This is a genomic window from Pseudomonas sp. P7779, from assembly GCF_013386315.1.
Lineage (GTDB): Bacteria > Pseudomonadota > Gammaproteobacteria > Pseudomonadales > Pseudomonadaceae > Aquipseudomonas.
On record NZ_JACARZ010000107.1, the window covers coordinates 1 to 15308 of the forward strand.

15 protein-coding genes are annotated in these 15308 nt (G+C 62.1%); 10 read left to right on the forward strand and 5 right to left on the reverse strand.

Annotated features, from left to right (window positions below):
- The first annotated feature begins 293 nt into the window (after positions 1-293).
- The 9 genes from paaA (at position 294) to HX869_RS26640 (ending at position 8989) form a co-directional block, all read left to right on the forward strand.
- Positions 294-1283, forward strand: a complete 990-nt coding sequence (gene paaA, locus HX869_RS26600; RefSeq protein WP_177036944.1) for a 1,2-phenylacetyl-CoA epoxidase subunit PaaA — start codon at positions 294-296, stop codon at positions 1281-1283.
- 27 nt (positions 1284-1310) lie between these two features.
- Positions 1311-1592 carry a 1,2-phenylacetyl-CoA epoxidase subunit PaaB gene (gene paaB, locus HX869_RS26605; protein WP_003208899.1) on the forward strand — a complete coding sequence of 94 codons (282 nt, stop codon included), beginning with the start codon at positions 1311-1313 and terminating at the stop codon, positions 1590-1592.
- 8 nt (positions 1593-1600) lie between these two features.
- Positions 1601-2362, forward strand: coding sequence for a 1,2-phenylacetyl-CoA epoxidase subunit PaaC (gene paaC / locus HX869_RS26610; protein WP_003208901.1), 762 nt, complete (start codon positions 1601-1603; stop codon positions 2360-2362).
- Positions 2349-2882, forward strand: coding sequence for a 1,2-phenylacetyl-CoA epoxidase subunit PaaD (paaD, locus tag HX869_RS26615; protein WP_003208903.1), 534 nt, complete (start codon positions 2349-2351; stop codon positions 2880-2882). The genes paaC and paaD overlap by 14 nt, the downstream gene beginning before the upstream one ends.
- A gap of 33 nt (positions 2883-2915) precedes the next feature.
- Positions 2916-3992, forward strand: coding sequence for a 1,2-phenylacetyl-CoA epoxidase subunit PaaE (gene paaE, locus HX869_RS26620; protein ID WP_003208905.1), 1077 nt, complete (start codon positions 2916-2918; stop codon positions 3990-3992).
- Positions 3993-4153: 161 nt separating this feature from the next.
- Positions 4154-4462 carry a DUF485 domain-containing protein gene (locus HX869_RS26625; RefSeq protein ID WP_003208907.1) on the forward strand — a complete coding sequence of 103 codons (309 nt, stop codon included), beginning with the start codon at positions 4154-4156 and terminating at the stop codon, positions 4460-4462.
- Positions 4459-6105 (forward strand): cation acetate symporter, encoded by a 1647-nt coding sequence (locus tag HX869_RS26630; protein ID WP_178903908.1) that lies wholly within the window; start codon positions 4459-4461, stop codon positions 6103-6105. The genes HX869_RS26625 and HX869_RS26630 overlap by 4 nt, the downstream gene beginning before the upstream one ends.
- Before the next feature lie 29 nt (positions 6106-6134).
- Positions 6135-8189 (forward strand): phenylacetic acid degradation bifunctional protein PaaZ, encoded by a 2055-nt coding sequence (gene paaZ / locus HX869_RS26635; RefSeq protein WP_008436089.1) that lies wholly within the window; start codon positions 6135-6137, stop codon positions 8187-8189.
- A 248-nt stretch (positions 8190-8437) separates the two neighbouring features.
- Positions 8438-8989 (forward strand): GNAT family N-acetyltransferase, encoded by a 552-nt coding sequence (locus HX869_RS26640; protein ID WP_177036940.1) that lies wholly within the window; start codon positions 8438-8440, stop codon positions 8987-8989.
- A 2-nt stretch (positions 8990-8991) separates the two neighbouring features.
- Here HX869_RS26640 and HX869_RS26645 read toward each other — a convergent pair whose 3' ends face one another.
- The 5 genes from HX869_RS26645 to HX869_RS26665 all read right to left on the reverse strand — a co-directional run bounded on the left by HX869_RS26645 (position 8992) and on the right by HX869_RS26665 (position 14147).
- Entirely contained in the window at positions 8992-10005 is a 1014-nt protein-coding gene (locus tag HX869_RS26645) for a GNAT family N-acetyltransferase (RefSeq protein ID WP_178903909.1), read from the reverse strand.
- A 14-nt stretch (positions 10006-10019) separates the two neighbouring features.
- Complete coding sequence (gene tauD / locus HX869_RS26650; RefSeq protein WP_087694292.1) at positions 10020-10853, reverse strand: taurine dioxygenase; 834 nt, start codon at positions 10851-10853, stop codon at positions 10020-10022.
- 2 nt (positions 10854-10855) lie between these two features.
- Positions 10856-11842, reverse strand: coding sequence for a taurine ABC transporter substrate-binding protein (gene tauA / locus HX869_RS26655; RefSeq protein ID WP_087694293.1), 987 nt, complete (start codon positions 11840-11842; stop codon positions 10856-10858).
- Positions 11843-12007: 165 nt separating this feature from the next.
- Positions 12008-12877, reverse strand: coding sequence for an oxaloacetate decarboxylase (locus HX869_RS26660; RefSeq protein ID WP_003208921.1), 870 nt, complete (start codon positions 12875-12877; stop codon positions 12008-12010).
- 142 nt (positions 12878-13019) lie between these two features.
- On the reverse strand, positions 13020-14147 hold the full coding sequence (locus HX869_RS26665; protein ID WP_178903910.1) for an alpha/beta hydrolase: 1128 nt from the start codon (positions 14145-14147) through the stop codon (positions 13020-13022).
- Positions 14148-14310: 163 nt separating this feature from the next.
- On the opposite strand from HX869_RS26665, the gene HX869_RS26670 reads away from it, so the two are divergent.
- Entirely contained in the window at positions 14311-15150 is an 840-nt protein-coding gene (locus tag HX869_RS26670) for an EcsC family protein (protein ID WP_178903911.1), read from the forward strand.
- Positions 15151-15308: the final 158 nt, after the last annotated feature.

Sequence of the window (15308 nt, forward strand, 5' to 3'; positions counted from 1 at the left end):
CGCGAAGGTCGTTAACGATGACGCGGGCATCCTGATTCAACGCGGCGCACTCAGGTTCTTCGCGAGCAAGCCCGCTCCCACATAAAGCGGCCCTGTTTTTTGCCTACTGGCCCTGCTTACCACGATGACCGGGAACCCTATGCCGCCGTTACCGTAGCGACAGATATCTGCTCCCTTCCCGCAAAGCGATACAAAATCAAATAACGACACCATATTTTGTGTTTGATATTAATTTCCGTATCGCTTATAAAGTCCTCCATGCCTACGACAAAACACAAGGCGGGAGACCCCCCATGTACGCACAGCTTGTAGAAACCGGAGTAAAGCGCATCAAGGACCTCTCCGAGATGTCCGACCAGGAACGCGCTTTCCAGGAAAAAATCGACGCCGAAATCAAGATCGAAGCCAAGAACTGGATGCCCGACGCCTACCGTCAAACCCTGATCCGCCAGATCTCCCAACACGCCCACTCGGAAATCGTCGGCATGCTGCCCGAGGGCAACTGGGTCACCCGCGCCCCCACCCTCAAACGCAAGCTGCAACTGATGGCCAAGATCCAGGACGAAGCCGGCCACGGCCTGTACCTCTACAGCGCCATGGAAACCCTGGGCGCCGACCGCGACGAAGAAATCGCCAAGCTCCACAGCGGCAAGGCCAAGTACTCCAGCATCTTCAACTACCCCACCCTGAACTGGGCCGACATGGGCGCAGTAGGCTGGCTGGTAGACGGCGCCGCCATCGTCAACCAGGTGGTACTGCAGCGCACCTCCTACGGCCCCTACTCCCGGGCCATGGTGCGCATCTGCAAGGAAGAAAGCTTTCACCAGCGCCAGGGCTACGAACTGCTGCTGACCATGATGCGCCAGGGTACCCAGGCGCAAAAAGACATGGTCCAGGACGCGATCAACCGCCTCTGGTGGCCATCGCTGATGATGTTCGGCCCCAGCGACGAACACTCCCCCAACAGCGCCCAGTCCATGGCCTGGAAAATCAAGCGCCAGAGCAACGACGAACTGCGCCAGCGCTTCATCGACCAGACCATCCCGCAGCTGGAGCTGCTGGGCTGCACCTGCCCCGACCCGGACCTGAAGTGGAACGCCGAACGCGGCCATTACGATTTCGGCGAGATCCAGTGGAGCGAGTTCTACGAAGTGCTCAAGGGCAACGGCCCGTGCAACCAGGAACGCGTCGCCACCCGCCGCAAGGCGATTGAAGACGGTGCCTGGGTACGCGAAGCCGCCGTCGCCTACGCCCGTAAAAAACAGAACAAGAACGCCGCCTGATCGGCCACCTGATGTGGAGTCACCGTTATGTCTGAATGGACCCTGTTTGAAGTCTTCGTGCGCAGCAAGCACGGCCTGAATCACAAGCATGTGGGCAGCGTGCATGCCGCCGACACCACCATGGCCATCGAAAACGCCCGGGAGCTGTACACCCGCCGCAGTGAAGGCGTGAGCCTGTGGGTAGTGCCTTCCGCGCTGATCACCGCCTCGTCGCCGGACGAGAAAGACCCGCTGTTCGACCCGGCCGATGACAAGGTCTACCGCCACGCCAGCTTCTACGAGTTGCCGGCCGAAGTCGGGCATATGTGAGGTCGACCATGAACCCTGAAACCGATCTGATCGAATACCTGCTGCGCCTCGGCGACAGCGCCCTGATCCAGGGCCAGCGCCTGTGCCAGTGGTGCGGCCATGCGCCGGCGCTGGAAGAAGAACTGGCACTGATGAACGTCGGCCTCGACCTGGTGGGCCAGGCGCGCAACTGGCTGGAATACGCCGCCGAGCTGCTGGACGACGGGCGCGACGCCGATCACCTGGCCTTCCGCCGGGATGAGCGGGCCTATCGCAACCTGCTGCTGGTGGAACAACCCAACGGCGACTACGCGGTGACCATCCTCAAGCAATTCCTGTATGACGCCTGGCACTTGCCGGTGTTGAGCGGCCTGGCCCAATCCAGCGACGAACGCATCGCCGGCATCGCGGCCAAGGCGGTGAAGGAAGTCACCTATCACCTGCGCCGCTCCGGCGAGTGGGTGGAGCGCCTGGGAGACGGCACCGAGGAAAGCCATAAACGCATGCTCGCGGCGATCCCCGAGCTGTGGCGGTTCACCGTGGAACTGACCGGCGCCGACGACAGTGAACAGCGCCTGCACGCCGCCGGCATTACGCCGGACGCCGCTCAGGTTGCCGCAGCGTGGCAGACCCAGGTCAGCGAAATCTTTACCAGCGCCACCCTGCCCCTGCCGCCTGCTGCGAGCTATTTCTACCTGGATGCACGCCGCGGTTTGCACAGCGAGCACCTGGGAATTTTGTTGGCGGAAATGCAGTTTTTGCCCCGAGCGTACCCCGATGCAACCTGGTGAGCTGATCGCCAGCGACCAGGGCGCACGCCCGGCGCAACCCACCGACCTGGCTGCCGCGTGGGCCACCCTGGCGCAGGTCATGGACCCGGAAGTGCCGGTGGTGAGCGTGGTCGACCTGGGCATAGTGCGCGACCTGGACTGGCAGGCCGGCCACTTGCATGTGGTGGTCACGCCGACCTACTCCGGCTGCCCCGCCACCGAAGTGATCGAGGGCGACATCCGCGATGCATTGGAGCTGGCAGGTTTCCGCGCGCCGCAACTGGAACGCAAGCTGACCCCGGCCTGGACCACCGACTGGATCACCAGCAGCGGCCGCGAACGCCTGCGGGCCTACGGCATCGCACCGCCCCAAGGCAGTAGCAGCAAACGCAGCCTGCTGGGAGAAAGCCCGGTGATTGCCTGCCCGCAATGCGGCAGCACCCACACCGAAGTGCTCAGCGAATTCGGCTCCACCGCCTGCAAGGCGCTGCACCGCTGCCGCGATTGCCTGGAACCGTTCGACTATTTCAAGTGCATCTGAGGGGCCAGCGGCCCGCTTGGTTGGAGAACAACAATGAGCAAATTTCACAGCCTGACCATCAAGGATGTGCGCAACGAGACCCGTGACGCGGTGTCCATCGCCTTCGAGATTCCGCAGCATCTGCAAGACAGCTTCCACTTCACCCAGGGCCAGCACCTGGTGATGCGCACCCAGCTGGATGGCGAGGAAGTGCGCCGTTCCTATTCGATCTGCACCGGGGTCAATGACGGTGAACTGCGCATCGCCATCAAGCGCGTGGCCGGTGGACGGTTCTCCGCCTTTGCCAATGAACAGCTCAAGGCCGGGCACAGCCTGGAAGTGATGCCGCCCGCCGGGCATTTTCATGTGGACCTTGATCCGGCTCGCCACGGCCATTACCTGGCAGTGGCGGCCGGCAGCGGTATCACGCCGATCCTGTCGATCATCAAGACCACCCTGCAAACCGAGCCCCACAGCCGCGTGACGCTGCTGTACGGCAACCGTTCCAGCTCCGGTGCACTGTTTCGCGAACAGCTGGAAGACCTGAAGAACCGCTACCTGCAGCGCCTGAACCTGATCTTCGTGTTCAGCCGCGAGCAGCAGGATGTCGACCTTTACAACGGCCGCATTAATGCCGAGAAGTGCGAGCAACTGTTCTCCCGCTGGCTCGACGTGAAAGCCCTCGACGCGGCCTTTATCTGCGGCCCGCAGGAGATGACCGAGACCGTGCGCGACAGCCTCAAGGCCAAGGGCATGGCGCCCGAGCGCATCCATTTCGAACTGTTCGCCGCCGCCGGCAGCCAGCACAAGCGCGAGGCCCGCGAAGCGGCGCGGCAAGTGGATGCGGCGGTCAGCCAGATCACGGTGATCAGCGATGGCCGCGCCCTCGCCTTCGACCTGCCCCGCAACACTCAGAGCATCCTCGACGCGGGCAATGCCCAGGGCGCCGAGCTGCCGTATTCGTGCAAGGCCGGCGTGTGCTCCACCTGCAAATGCAAAGTCATCGAAGGCGAAGTGGAGATGGACAGCAACCACGCCCTCGAAGACTACGAAGTGGCCGCCGGCTATGTGCTGTCGTGCCAGGCATTCCCGGTCAGCGACAAGGTGGTACTGGATTTCGATCAGCTTTAAGGACACACCGCTCCCCTGTAGGAGCGAGCTTGCTCGCGAAGATCGTTAACGATGACGCGGGTAGCCTGAATCAACACGGCGCCCTCAGGTTTTTCGCGAGCAAGCTCGCTCCTACAGGACGCAGGTTTAACCACAACAACAATAAAAAGGAGCACACCACCATGACCCCCGACGATATCGAGCGCATCCGTCGACATCCCGATTTCATCCAGTTGGTACGCCGCAAACAGAACCTGTACTGGTCGCTGTCGCTGATCATGCTGGTGATCTATTTCGGGTTTGTGCTGTTGGTGGCGTTCTCCCCGGCTACCCTCGGGCAGTCGTTGAGCGGCGGCGTGACCACCGTGGGCATGCTGGTGGGTGTGGTGATTGTGCTGCTGGCGTTCGCGCTGACCGGCTTTTATGTGTACCGCGCCAACCACGTGATCGACCCGCTGAACGACAAGCTCAAGCAGGAGTGCACAGCATGAGCCGGCTGGTAGCGTGGTTTCTCCTGCCGCTGGCATTGGCCACGGACCTTGCAGTCGCCGACGACGGCGCATCCCGGCCACTGAACTGGAACGCCATCGGCATGTTCCTGGTGTTCGTGCTGTTCACCCTCGGCGTGACTCGCTGGGCCGCCCTGCGCACCCGTTCCGCCAGCGACTTCTACACCGCCGGCGGCGGCATGAGCGGCTTCCAGAATGGCCTGGCGATTGCCGGCGACATGATCTCGGCGGCGTCATTCCTCGGCATCTCGGCGATGATGTTCCTCAACGGTTATGACGGCCTGCTCTACGCCCTGGGCGTGTTGGCCGGCTGGCCGATCATCCTGTTCCTGATCGCCGAGCGCCTGCGCAACCTGGGCAAGTACACGTTTGCCGATGTGGTGTCCTACCGCCTGGAGCAGACCCCGGTGCGCCTGACCTCGGCCTTCGGCACCCTGACCGTGGCGCTGATGTACCTGGTGGCGCAGATGGTGGGCGCCGGCAAGCTGATCGAGCTGCTGTTCGGCATCGACTACCTGTACGCGGTGATGCTGGTGGGCGTGCTGATGGTGTTCTACGTGACCTTCGGCGGCATGCTCGCCACCACCTGGGTGCAGATCATCAAGGCGGTGATGTTGCTGTTCGGCACCACCTTCATGGCGTTCATGGTGCTCAAGCACTTTGGTTTCAGCACCGAGGCGATGTTCGCCGGGGCCACCTCCGTGCACGCCAAGGGCAGCGCGATCATGGCGCCGGGCGGCTTGCTGTCGAACCCGATCGATGCGATTTCCCTGGGGCTGGGCATGATGTTCGGCACCGCCGGGTTGCCGCATATCCTGATGCGCTTCTTTACCGTCAGCGACGCCAAGGAAGCGCGCAAGAGCGTGTTCTACGCCACCGGTTTCATTGGCTACTTCTACCTGCTGCTGATCATCGTCGGCTTCGGCGCCATCGTCATGGTGGGTACTGACCCAAGCTTCCGGGATGCCAACGGCGCGATCATCGGCGGCGGCAACATGATCGCCGTGCACCTGGCACAGGCCGTGGGCGGCAACCTGTTCCTCGGGTTCATTTCGGCGGTGGCCTTCGCGACCATCCTGGCCGTGGTCGCCGGGCTGGCGTTGTCCGGCGCGTCGGCGGTGTCCCACGACCTGTATGCCTGCGTGATCCGCAAGGGCCAGGCCAGCGAGCAGCAGGAAATCCGCGTGTCGCGCATCGCCACCCTGTGCATCGGCGTGCTGGCGATCATCCTCGGCCTGCTGTTTGAGTCGCAAAACATCGCGTTCCTGTCCGGCCTGGTACTGGCGATCGCCGCCTCGGTGAATTTCCCGGTGCTGTTCCTCTCGATGTACTGGAAGGGCCTGACCACCCGTGGCGCGGTGACCGGCAGCCTGGCGGGACTGGTCTCGGCCATCGTGCTGCTGGTGCTGAGCCCGGCGGTGTGGGTCAACGTACTGCATTACGACAAGGCGCTGTTCCCCTATTCCAACCCTGCCCTGTTTTCCATGAGCCTGGCGTTTTTCAGCGCCTGGGTCTTTTCCGTCACCGACCGCTCGCCCCGCGCTGCCGTTGAACGCGGGCGTTACCTGGCGCAGTTCATTCGCTCCATGACCGGCATTGGTGCCGCAGGCGCCAGCAAACACTAACTCTCATTTTCCAACCCGGAGGAATCGTGATGTCTCACGCCCCTACCCTGCAAAGTTTTATCGCTGGCCGCTGGATCGGCCAACACGGCGCCCAGGTGCTGCGCAGCGCCATTGACGGCCACGAGCTGGCACGCACTCACGAGGAGCGCCCGGACTTCGCCGAAGCCATCGAACACGGGCGCCTCCAGGGTGTCAGCGGGCTGATGGCCCTGGATTTCCAGCAGCGGGCCCAGCGCCTCAAGGCCATCGCGCTGTACCTGAGCGAGCGCAAGGAACAGCTCTACGCCCTCTCCCACCACAGCGGCGCGACCCGTGCCGACAGCTGGATCGATATCGAAGGCGGCAACAGCACGCTGTTCACCTACGCCAGCCTGGGCTCGCGGGAATTGCCGTCGGGCAATATCGTCCACGAAGGCCCCGCGATGCAGCTGAGCAAGCTCGGCAGCTTTGCCGGCACCCATATCCTGGTGCCTCGTGGCGGCCTGGTGGTGCACATCAACGCGTTCAACTTCCCGATCTGGGGCATGCTGGAAAAATTCGCCCCGAGTTTCCTGGCGGGCATGCCATGCATCGTCAAGCCGGCCAGCGCCACCAGCTACCTGACCGAAGCCGTGGTGCGCCTGATGGACGAATCCGGCCTGCTGCCACCCGGCAGCCTGCAACTGGTGATCGGCAGCACCGGCGACCTGCTCGACCGCCTGCAAGGCCAGGACGTGGTGACCTTCACCGGCTCCGCCGACACCGCCGCCAAGCTGCGGGTCAACCCGAACCTGATCCGCAACTCGGTGCCGTTCAACGCCGAGGCCGACTCGCTGAACTGCGCGATCCTCGCCCCGGACGTAAGCCCGGACGACGAAGAGTTCGAGCTGTTCATCAAGGAAGTCGCCCGGGAAATGACCACCAAGGCCGGGCAGAAATGCACCGCCATTCGCCGCGCCATCGTGCCGGCCAAACATATCGACGCCGTCGCCACCCGCCTGCGGGACCGCCTGAAAAAAGTCGTGGTGGGCGACCCGTCGGTGGAAGGCGTGCGCATGGGCGCACTGGCCTCCCACGACCAGCAGAAAGACGTGGCCGAACGCCTGGAAAGCCTGCTGCAGAGCAGCGATATGCTGTTCGGCGCCCGCGACGGCTTTGAACCCCGCGGTGAAAACGTCAGCCAGGGCGCGTTCTTCGCCCCGACCCTGCTGCAAGCCCGCGACCCGCATGCGGAAGGCGGCGCCCACGACATCGAGGCCTTCGGCCCGGTCAGCACGCTGATGGCCTACGACGACCTCGACGAAGCCCTGGCCCTGGCCGCACGCGGTAAAGGCAGCCTCGTCGCGAGCCTGATCACCAAAGACCCGCAGATCGCTGCCAAAGCCATCCCGGTGGCTGCCGCGTGGCACGGCCGCCTGCTGGTGCTCGACCGCGAATCCGCCGCCGAATCCACCGGCCACGGCTCGCCCCTGCCGCAACTCAAGCACGGCGGCCCGGGCCGCGCCGGTGGCGGCGAAGAACTCGGCGGCTTGCGCGCCGTGAAACACTACCTGCAACGCGCAGCCGTACAGGGCTCACCGACCATGCTGGCGGCGGTCACCGGCGAGTACGTACGCGGCGCCAAGGTCATCGAGACCGAAGTACACCCATTCCGCCGCTTCTTCCAGGACCTGCAGATTGGCGAATCGCTGCTGACCCACCGCCGTACCGTCACCGAGGCCGACCTGGTGAACTTCGGCTGCCTGTCGGGCGATCACTTCTACATGCACTTCGATGACATCGCCGCCAAGGAATCGCAATTCGGCAAACGCATTGCCCATGGTTACTTTGTGCTGTCGGCGGCGGCCGGGCTGTTTGTGTCCCCGGCACCGGGGCCGGTGCTGGCGAACTACGGACTGGACACCCTGCGGTTTATCAACCCGGTGGGCATTGGCGACACCATCCAGGCGCGGCTGACCTGCAAGCGCAAGATCGACCAGGGCAAGAAGAGCCCCCAGGGCATTCCGCAAGGCGTGGTGGCGTGGGATGTGGAGGTGACCAACCAGCTGGGTGAGCTGGTGGCCAGTTATGACATCTTGACGTTGGTGGTCAAACGCGAGGAGTGAGTGCTGAGACCAATGTGGGAGCTGTCGAGCCCCAGCGAGGCTGCGATGGGGTCGCCGCGCCGTACCTGCCAGACCGCGGCGCCTGCATCGCAGCCTCGCTGGGGCTCGACAGCTCCCACAGTTGATCTCAGTTGATCAGGAGCGTGTGTTCGTATCCCGTGACGCCCTGCGTCACCACTGAACAGATTGATTTTTTATTCCGCACGACACACCTTAGCGAATCGTTTTTCTAAAAGGTGACGCCCGCAGTGTCCGATTTTCCGACTCTCAAAACCGAACGCCTGACCCTCAGAGAACTTACACAGGAGGATGCGGTGGGGTTGTTTGCGATTCATAGCGACGCTGAAGCAATGAAGTGGTTCGGTGCCGACCCAATTACCGAGCCTCATCAAGCGGAGCAACTGATCGAGCTGTTTGCCAGTTGGCGCACCTCACCCAATCCGGGGATTCGCTGGGGGATTGAAGACATAGCCACGGCAGCGCTGATCGGCACCTGTGGTTTCTTCAAATGGAATCGTATGTGGCGCAGTTGTGCCATCGGGTTTGAGATGGCGCAATCGGCACAGGGACAGGGGCTCATGAAGGAGGCGGTTTACGCCGCCCTTCGATGGGCGTTCCAGCACATGGAACTCAACAGGATCGAGGCGCTGGTTCATCCTGACAACGCTCGGTCACTGAACCTGCTTGAGAAAGCCGGGTTCGTGCGTGAAGGAACGTTGAGGCAGGCGGGTTACTGGAACGCAGCTCATCAAGACCTGGTTCAGCTTTCGCTGCTGCGTGGGGAGTGTGAGTACCTTTAGGGTCAGCGCGCGGTCCGGCGGTAAACCAGCGTATCGCGTACGCCAAAGTACTCGCAGCGCCGCGCGCCTTGAAGGGTTTCCACCCATTCAAACCCCGTTGCCTCAGCCAGTCGTTGACTGGATATGTTCGCCGAAGAAGTGGTCAGGCGCAGTGTGTGCCCGCTCAACTGCGAAACCAGAGCGTTCAATGCCTCCCTCATCAGCCCATGACCGGCGTGTGCCTGATTGCCCCAATAGCCAACTTCGTAGCTGTGAATCTCATCGGCCAGCGGCAGCAGGCCGATACAGCCCACCAATGCCTGGGGATCGTCGCGAGATAACAGGAAATACCGTTTCTCCCCGACAGGCGCATCGAAGTCTTTTGCCGCGCGCTGCAGGCTTTCCTGCGTGTCCTCCCGCGTCCAGTGCGGCTTGCTCCATACGAGAAACCGGCGGTGCAGTGCGTAACTGGCGTTCAAGGCATCGGCGAGTTTTTCAGCGAGCGCCACATCAGGCGCAACCAGGGTCATCCGGTCAGTTTGCAGGGTTGTGGGCAGCGGCGCCTGCTGTTCAATGGTTTGCACCCACACGAATCCTTCGTCTTCACTGGGTGGCTCGAGCATGCTGAACACGCTTTTCAGCGCGTCCTCCGGCACCTTTTTGTCGGCATTGCGTTGGGCATTTCGCGATAACGCCAGCTCCAGCGGTGCGCTCACCAGGATGCCGATCACCGGGACTGCATATTCCCTCGCGATGGACAGCAACTCCTCCCGATGACGCCGCGCCGGCAAAGCAGCATCGAAGACGATTGCGCCGTGCCCCAATCGCTCAAGGTTTTCCGCCACCCAGCGAGACTTGCCCGCCCCCTGCACGCCCATGACCACGTACACATGAGTGCCCTTTGCCGCCTGTGACAGCTCGTGCCTCAACCGCGCATACGCGAGCTGCCATGCCTGTCGATTTCGTTCAGGCGTGAATTCCCTGCCGAACTCGGTTTCCAGATAGTCGTCAGGGTTGATCACCAAGGGCAAGTCCATCGACCGATCCTCCATCAAAAAGGCACGTCGCCCAAAATCGTCGCGCGGTGCATCACCCGCCTTTGCGGTCGGTAATCATCAATCGCGTAATGCTGGGTAATGCGGTTATCCCAGAACGCTACATCATTCGCCTTCCATCGCCAACGCACGGTGAATTCCGGACGGCTCACGTGGCTGAACAATAACCGCAACAACGCATCACTTTCCGCCGCCTCAAGCTCATTGATCCGCGTGGTAAAGCCTTCATTCACAAACAACGCCTTGCGCCCGGTGGCAGGATGCGTCCTGACCACCGGGTGTGACAGCGGCGGGTGATCCTTCCGGGCTTTTTCGTAGCGCGCCAATGCTTCGGGCGTGCTGCCGAAGCGCTCGGTGGGAAATGATTTGGTCAATTCGTGGGTGGCGGTCAGGCCGTCGAGCAGTTGCCTGACGGGGGCCGATAACCCTTCAAACGCAGCCACGCCATTGGCCCACAACGTATCCCCGCCGAACGCAGGCACTTGCCTGGCCGCCAACACAGAGCCCATCGCCGGTGCGGCGAGGAAGGTCACATCGGTGTGCCAGATGGCGTTGTCGCGGACATCGGTCACGGCGGTGTCGATAAGCAGCAATTCCGGGTGCCGGTCAACGTGCGGGTAAATCGGATGCCGGTGCAAATCACCAAACCGCGCGGCAAATGCCACGTGCTGCCCGGGGGTAATGGCCTGGTTACGGAAGAACAACACCTGGTGCTGCAGCAGTGCTTGCTCCACCCAGTCGTGTTGTTGATCCGTCAGAGGCAGGGCCATATCCAGCCCCTCAACCTCCGCGCCGATGGTAGGGCCAAGGGGATGAAGCGTCAGGCCCATGATTATTCTCCGATGAACTTGTCGCTGACGAAGGCGGAATAGTCAGGCAGGACCTTTTCGATTTTTCCCTGCTCTTTCAGAAATTCGGCGGTCTTGCCGATTTCCCTGGCGGTGCCACCGGCGAGGTATTGCGCGCTTTTTTGTTCGGCGGCCGTCGGGAACGACGAGCCTTCGAGCAGCTCGGGAATGTCCGCAGCGTTGGCGCCTGTGAGTCGGGCGATGCTCTTCACGGGGGCAGAATCAGCGGTCCAGTCTTTTTTATGCGCGGCGTAATCGGCAATCGCCGCCAGGCTGACCCTGGCAAAATCGGCAACGACCTTCGGATTCTTTTCAGCGAAATCCTTGCGCGCTACCCACACTTCAAAGGTCGGGGCGCCCCAGTTGGAAACTTCGGCAGCATCCGTGAGGATCTTGCCGGTCTTACGGATTTCACCCAGGGCAGGCGACCAGGTAAACGCCCCGTCGATATCGCCGCGGGCCCAGGCGGCGGTGATTTGTGCCGGTGTCAGGTTGACGATGTTGACTTTGCGCGGGTCCAGGTTCCAGTGCTTCAGCGCGCCCAGCAGGCTGTAATGGGAGGTCGACACAAAGGGCACGGCAATGGTTTTGCCGATCAGGTCATCAGGGGTCTTGATCCCGCTGCCGTCGCGAACCACCAGGGCCTCGGAACTGCGAATCTGCGCGCTGACAATGAACGCCACCAGCGGCATGTTTCGCGAAGCCGCCGCGGCCAACGGGCTGGAACCCAGGTTGCCGATCTGCACATCACCGGAAGCCATGGCGGCCAGGACGGCCGGGCCCGCGTCGAATCTGCGCCAATCGATCTTCTGGCCGATACCTTTTTCATATTCGCCATCGGCGATGGCGCGTTTGATCGGGTCGATGCCGTTGATGTAGCCGATGGTGAGGTCAGCGGATTGAGCGCTTAGGGAGAGGACAGCGAGGCCCACGGCCGAGAGGAGGTTGCGGGCCAGTTTCAGCGTGTTCATTTTTATAGATTCCTGAGCGGATAAGACTTGAACAGCGCGGACTCCGGCTCTCCAAGGGTCAACTCAGTTAGATGATATTGATCTATAAAAAATAAAATAAATAATTTTATGGAATTAGCTTAGAGCTTCTGCAGGAGCGATCAAGCTCGCTCCTGCAGGGTCATGTCACTCTTGGACATCCATGAACTCTTTGGCCCAGCTCACGTAGGTGTCGGGGAACGTGTAGGTGTGGGTCAGTTCGCTGGCGGTCAGGTTTGACGTGCTGCGTGTGAGGTTGCGCTGTTCGCGAAGGCTGTCGTAGGTGGCCTTGATCGAGGCGAAGTACGCGCCGTGCCCGGCAACCACAATCCGCACACCCAATTTGGCCAGGCGTTCGTTGTCATTGAGATGCGGGTTGGCGTAGGTCACCAGCATCAACGGGACCGTCAGGCCTTCGGCGATCTGTTCAAGGTGGTCGAAGTCACGGACACCCACCATGCAGATGCCGTCTGCACCAGCTTCTTGATACGCCTTGGTGCGATGGATAACGTCTTCCACTGGCAACACGGCGGCGTTGGTCCGCGCGATGATCGAAAGCTGCGGATCGACCCGGGCCTCCAGGGCCGCCTTGACCTTGCCCACGCCCTCTTCCGTGCTGATGAGGTCGGTGGATTTGCGCCCGAACTGCGCGGGCAGCAGGGTATCTTCAATGGTCAGCGCCGAGACGCCAGCACGCTCCAGTTCCTGGACGGTGCGCATCACGTTCAGTGCATTTCCGTAGCCGTGGTCGGCGTCGGCGATCACCGGAAGCTGCGCCACCCGGCCGATGCGGGTGGCCTGCTCGACGAACTCACTCAGGGTAATCAGCGCGAAGTCCGGTGCAGCCAGGACCTGTAATGACGCCACCGAGCCTCCCAGGATGCCGACTTCGAAGCCCAGGTCTGCAGCGATCCTGGCGGACATCGGGTCGAACACCGAGGCGGTGTGAAAGCAGTGTTGGGAGGCCAGCAGCTCGCGAAACGAGCGCCGTAGATCCTGGTGGGAAATTTTCGACATGTTCACTCCTCACTGTCGCCGTATACGCGGGAACGACCAGTGCCAATTCAAAAGTAAGGCTAGCGTATCACGCCGGAAAAAGATGGTTGATGACGTTTGAGAAACTTATACATCACGCTTGGCGGGGGGAAGCCCGCCGCCATTATTTCAACCGTCCCGCCTCACCCAGCCAGGTTGACGCGCCCTGTTGCAACCATTCGGTGGCGGCGGGATTGTGTTTGACCCGGCTATCCAGGAACGCCACACCCATGGCCTGAATCGCGGCCACCTGCTTGGGGTCCGGCGCCGGTTCGCCCGCCATCGGGCCGCCGCCGCCAGGTTTGGCGCCGTGCTTGTGCCCCCGCCCCTTGGGCGCGTCGCCAGACGAAGCACTGCCCTTGTCGGCCCTTTTCGCCGGCCGGCTGAACAGCTCGCTCCCGGACAAGGTCTTGTGCGTCGCACTGTTCAACTCCAGCTGAACACTGCCCGCCGCTGTCACCGACTCGCCCAACACCTCTCGCTGACGGTAAGAGCTGACCCAGTTGAACGGGTCTTCATCCTGCTGGCCGGTCATCGACAGCACGGGCGCCGTTATCCGGGCGAACACGTCCGGCCGGGCATCGGCGTCCACATAAGGGCTGAGCAGCAACACCGCCTTGGGTTGAATCCCGACGCCCGGGGTGGCCCCGGGCTCCAGCGCCCCGGCGAGTGCCTCAGCGGTCTGCGCGCCAAAATCAAAGCCGGCCACCACCACCTGGTTCCAGTCGATGGCCGCCAGTTGCGCGTCGCCTTTGGCGGCCCGTGCCCGAACTTCGCTCAGGACTTTCTGCAAGGTCGACAGCCTGTCACGCAGGGCGGCGGCGGAGTAATGACTGCTCGCCATCCCACGAAAGTCACCATATACCGCCTGCTGCGAGGCAAAGATCGACTGATCATGGGCGGGCTCCTGAACCGACAGCACCGCATAACCGGCCTGCGCCCAAGCCTTGCGCCACGCCACCCCGCCCGAGGCCGGCTCACCCAAACCCGGCAAGTAGATAATCAGCGGCAGGCGCTCATGGGTCACCGGTGCCAGCCACGCAACGTTCACCGATTGCTTGTCGAGCTGCCAGGTCGCGCCCCAGCCGGACGTTTCATAATGGGACGGTTGATACGCGGTGCTCAGTTCCTTGTTGACCCGCTCGCTGAATTCGGCCCGCGGGTTTGGCGGATCGCCCGCACACCCCGCAATCAATCCCAGGCTGCCCACCAGGGCGCTCACCGCCAGCCAGTACCGAGGTTGAAGGTTCATTCGATTCACACCGCCGTTCAGTTCAAGGTAACTGGCAGCCTAACCGACCCGCCGGCGAACGCAGCACCCGCGCAGGTAAAGAATGGGTAAAGCGTGACGGCACGATGGCCCTCTTCGCGGGTCTTTGTTTTATCAAAGCCGGAAAAATTTCAAGGAGACGCCTGTGAGCATCAGAGACAATCCCGAGGACTATCAGGATCTCAAGCGGGCCGTCGGTTTGCTGGAGTCACCCTCCCTGACGGCCAGGCTGTCCGGCATGATCGGCTCCCCGATTGAAAGCGCGGTAAAGGCATTGCCGGGGGTGGTTTCCAAACGGATCGATGGCGCGGTGGCGGCAGCGCTGCATTCATCCGCCGGCGCGGCGCTGAAAAGCCTGGACAACAGTCCGAGAAAACCGGCCTCGACCCGGCTGCACAAGGCTTTTGCGGCCACCTCGGGCGCCATCGGCGGGGCCTTCGGTTTCGCGGCGCTGTTTATCGAGCTGCCGATCTCCACCACCATCATGATGCGCGCGGTCGCCGACGTGGCGCGCAGCGAGGGTTTCGACCTGGGCGACTTTTCGACCAAACAAGCCTGCATCGAGGTGTTTGCCATGGGTGGCACCAGCCAGGCCGACGATGCAACGGAGACCGGTTACTACATGACCCGCAGCTTCACCACCCAGGCCATGCAACAACTGTCCAAGGAACTGGCGGGGATCGCCGCCAAGCAGGGCTCCAAGGCCATCAGCAGCTTGTCCCCGGGCCAAGCCGGGAAATGGCTGGCGATCCTCATCGATAAAGTCGCGACACGTTTTGGCTTTACCATTTCCAGCAAGTTCGCAGCCCAGGCCGTTCCGGTGATGGGCGCCTTTACCGGGGCGACGATCAATACGCTGTTCACCCACTTCTACCAGGACATGGCGCGGGGGCACTTCATCGTGAAACGGCTGGAAGAGAAATATGGTTTTGAGCCCATCAAGGATGCGTACATGGCCATCAAGGCGGCGCCCCGGGTGAACTAGAAGCGCGGAAATGCCGGAAAAATTTTTAATGCCGTGCATCCACTTCGCTGCCTCGCGCGTACATTCATCCGCAGGGCGCAAGAATTAGGGAGATACGCAGGAAGAGATCACCCGGACGCCATACCCTTGAGCTATCTGATGAATAGAAAAACAACATC

Bases quoted from the DNA above. Each gene is read 5' to 3' on its own strand.
- paaA (WP_177036944.1), top strand. From the start codon at position 294: ATGTACGCACAGCTTGTAGAAACCGGAGTAAAGCGCATCAAGGACCTC.
- paaB (WP_003208899.1), top strand. From the start codon at position 1,311: ATGTCTGAATGGACCCTGTTTGAAGTCTTCGTGCGCAGCAAGCACGGC.
- paaC (WP_003208901.1), top strand. From the start codon at position 1,601: ATGAACCCTGAAACCGATCTGATCGAATACCTGCTGCGCCTCGGCGAC.
- paaD (WP_003208903.1), top strand. From the start codon at position 2,349: ATGCAACCTGGTGAGCTGATCGCCAGCGACCAGGGCGCACGCCCGGCG.
- paaE (WP_003208905.1), top strand. From the start codon at position 2,916: ATGAGCAAATTTCACAGCCTGACCATCAAGGATGTGCGCAACGAGACC.
- HX869_RS26625 (WP_003208907.1), top strand. From the start codon at position 4,154: ATGACCCCCGACGATATCGAGCGCATCCGTCGACATCCCGATTTCATC.
- HX869_RS26630 (WP_178903908.1), top strand. From the start codon at position 4,459: ATGAGCCGGCTGGTAGCGTGGTTTCTCCTGCCGCTGGCATTGGCCACG.
- paaZ (WP_008436089.1), top strand. From the start codon at position 6,135: ATGTCTCACGCCCCTACCCTGCAAAGTTTTATCGCTGGCCGCTGGATC.
- HX869_RS26645 (WP_178903909.1), bottom strand. From the start codon at position 10,005: ATGGACTTGCCCTTGGTGATCAACCCTGACGACTATCTGGAAACCGAG.
- tauD (WP_087694292.1), bottom strand. From the start codon at position 10,853: ATGGGCCTGACGCTTCATCCCCTTGGCCCTACCATCGGCGCGGAGGTT.
- tauA (WP_087694293.1), bottom strand. From the start codon at position 11,842: ATGAACACGCTGAAACTGGCCCGCAACCTCCTCTCGGCCGTGGGCCTC.
- HX869_RS26660 (WP_003208921.1), bottom strand. From the start codon at position 12,877: ATGTCGAAAATTTCCCACCAGGATCTACGGCGCTCGTTTCGCGAGCTG.
- HX869_RS26665 (WP_178903910.1), bottom strand. From the start codon at position 14,147: ATGAACCTTCAACCTCGGTACTGGCTGGCGGTGAGCGCCCTGGTGGGC.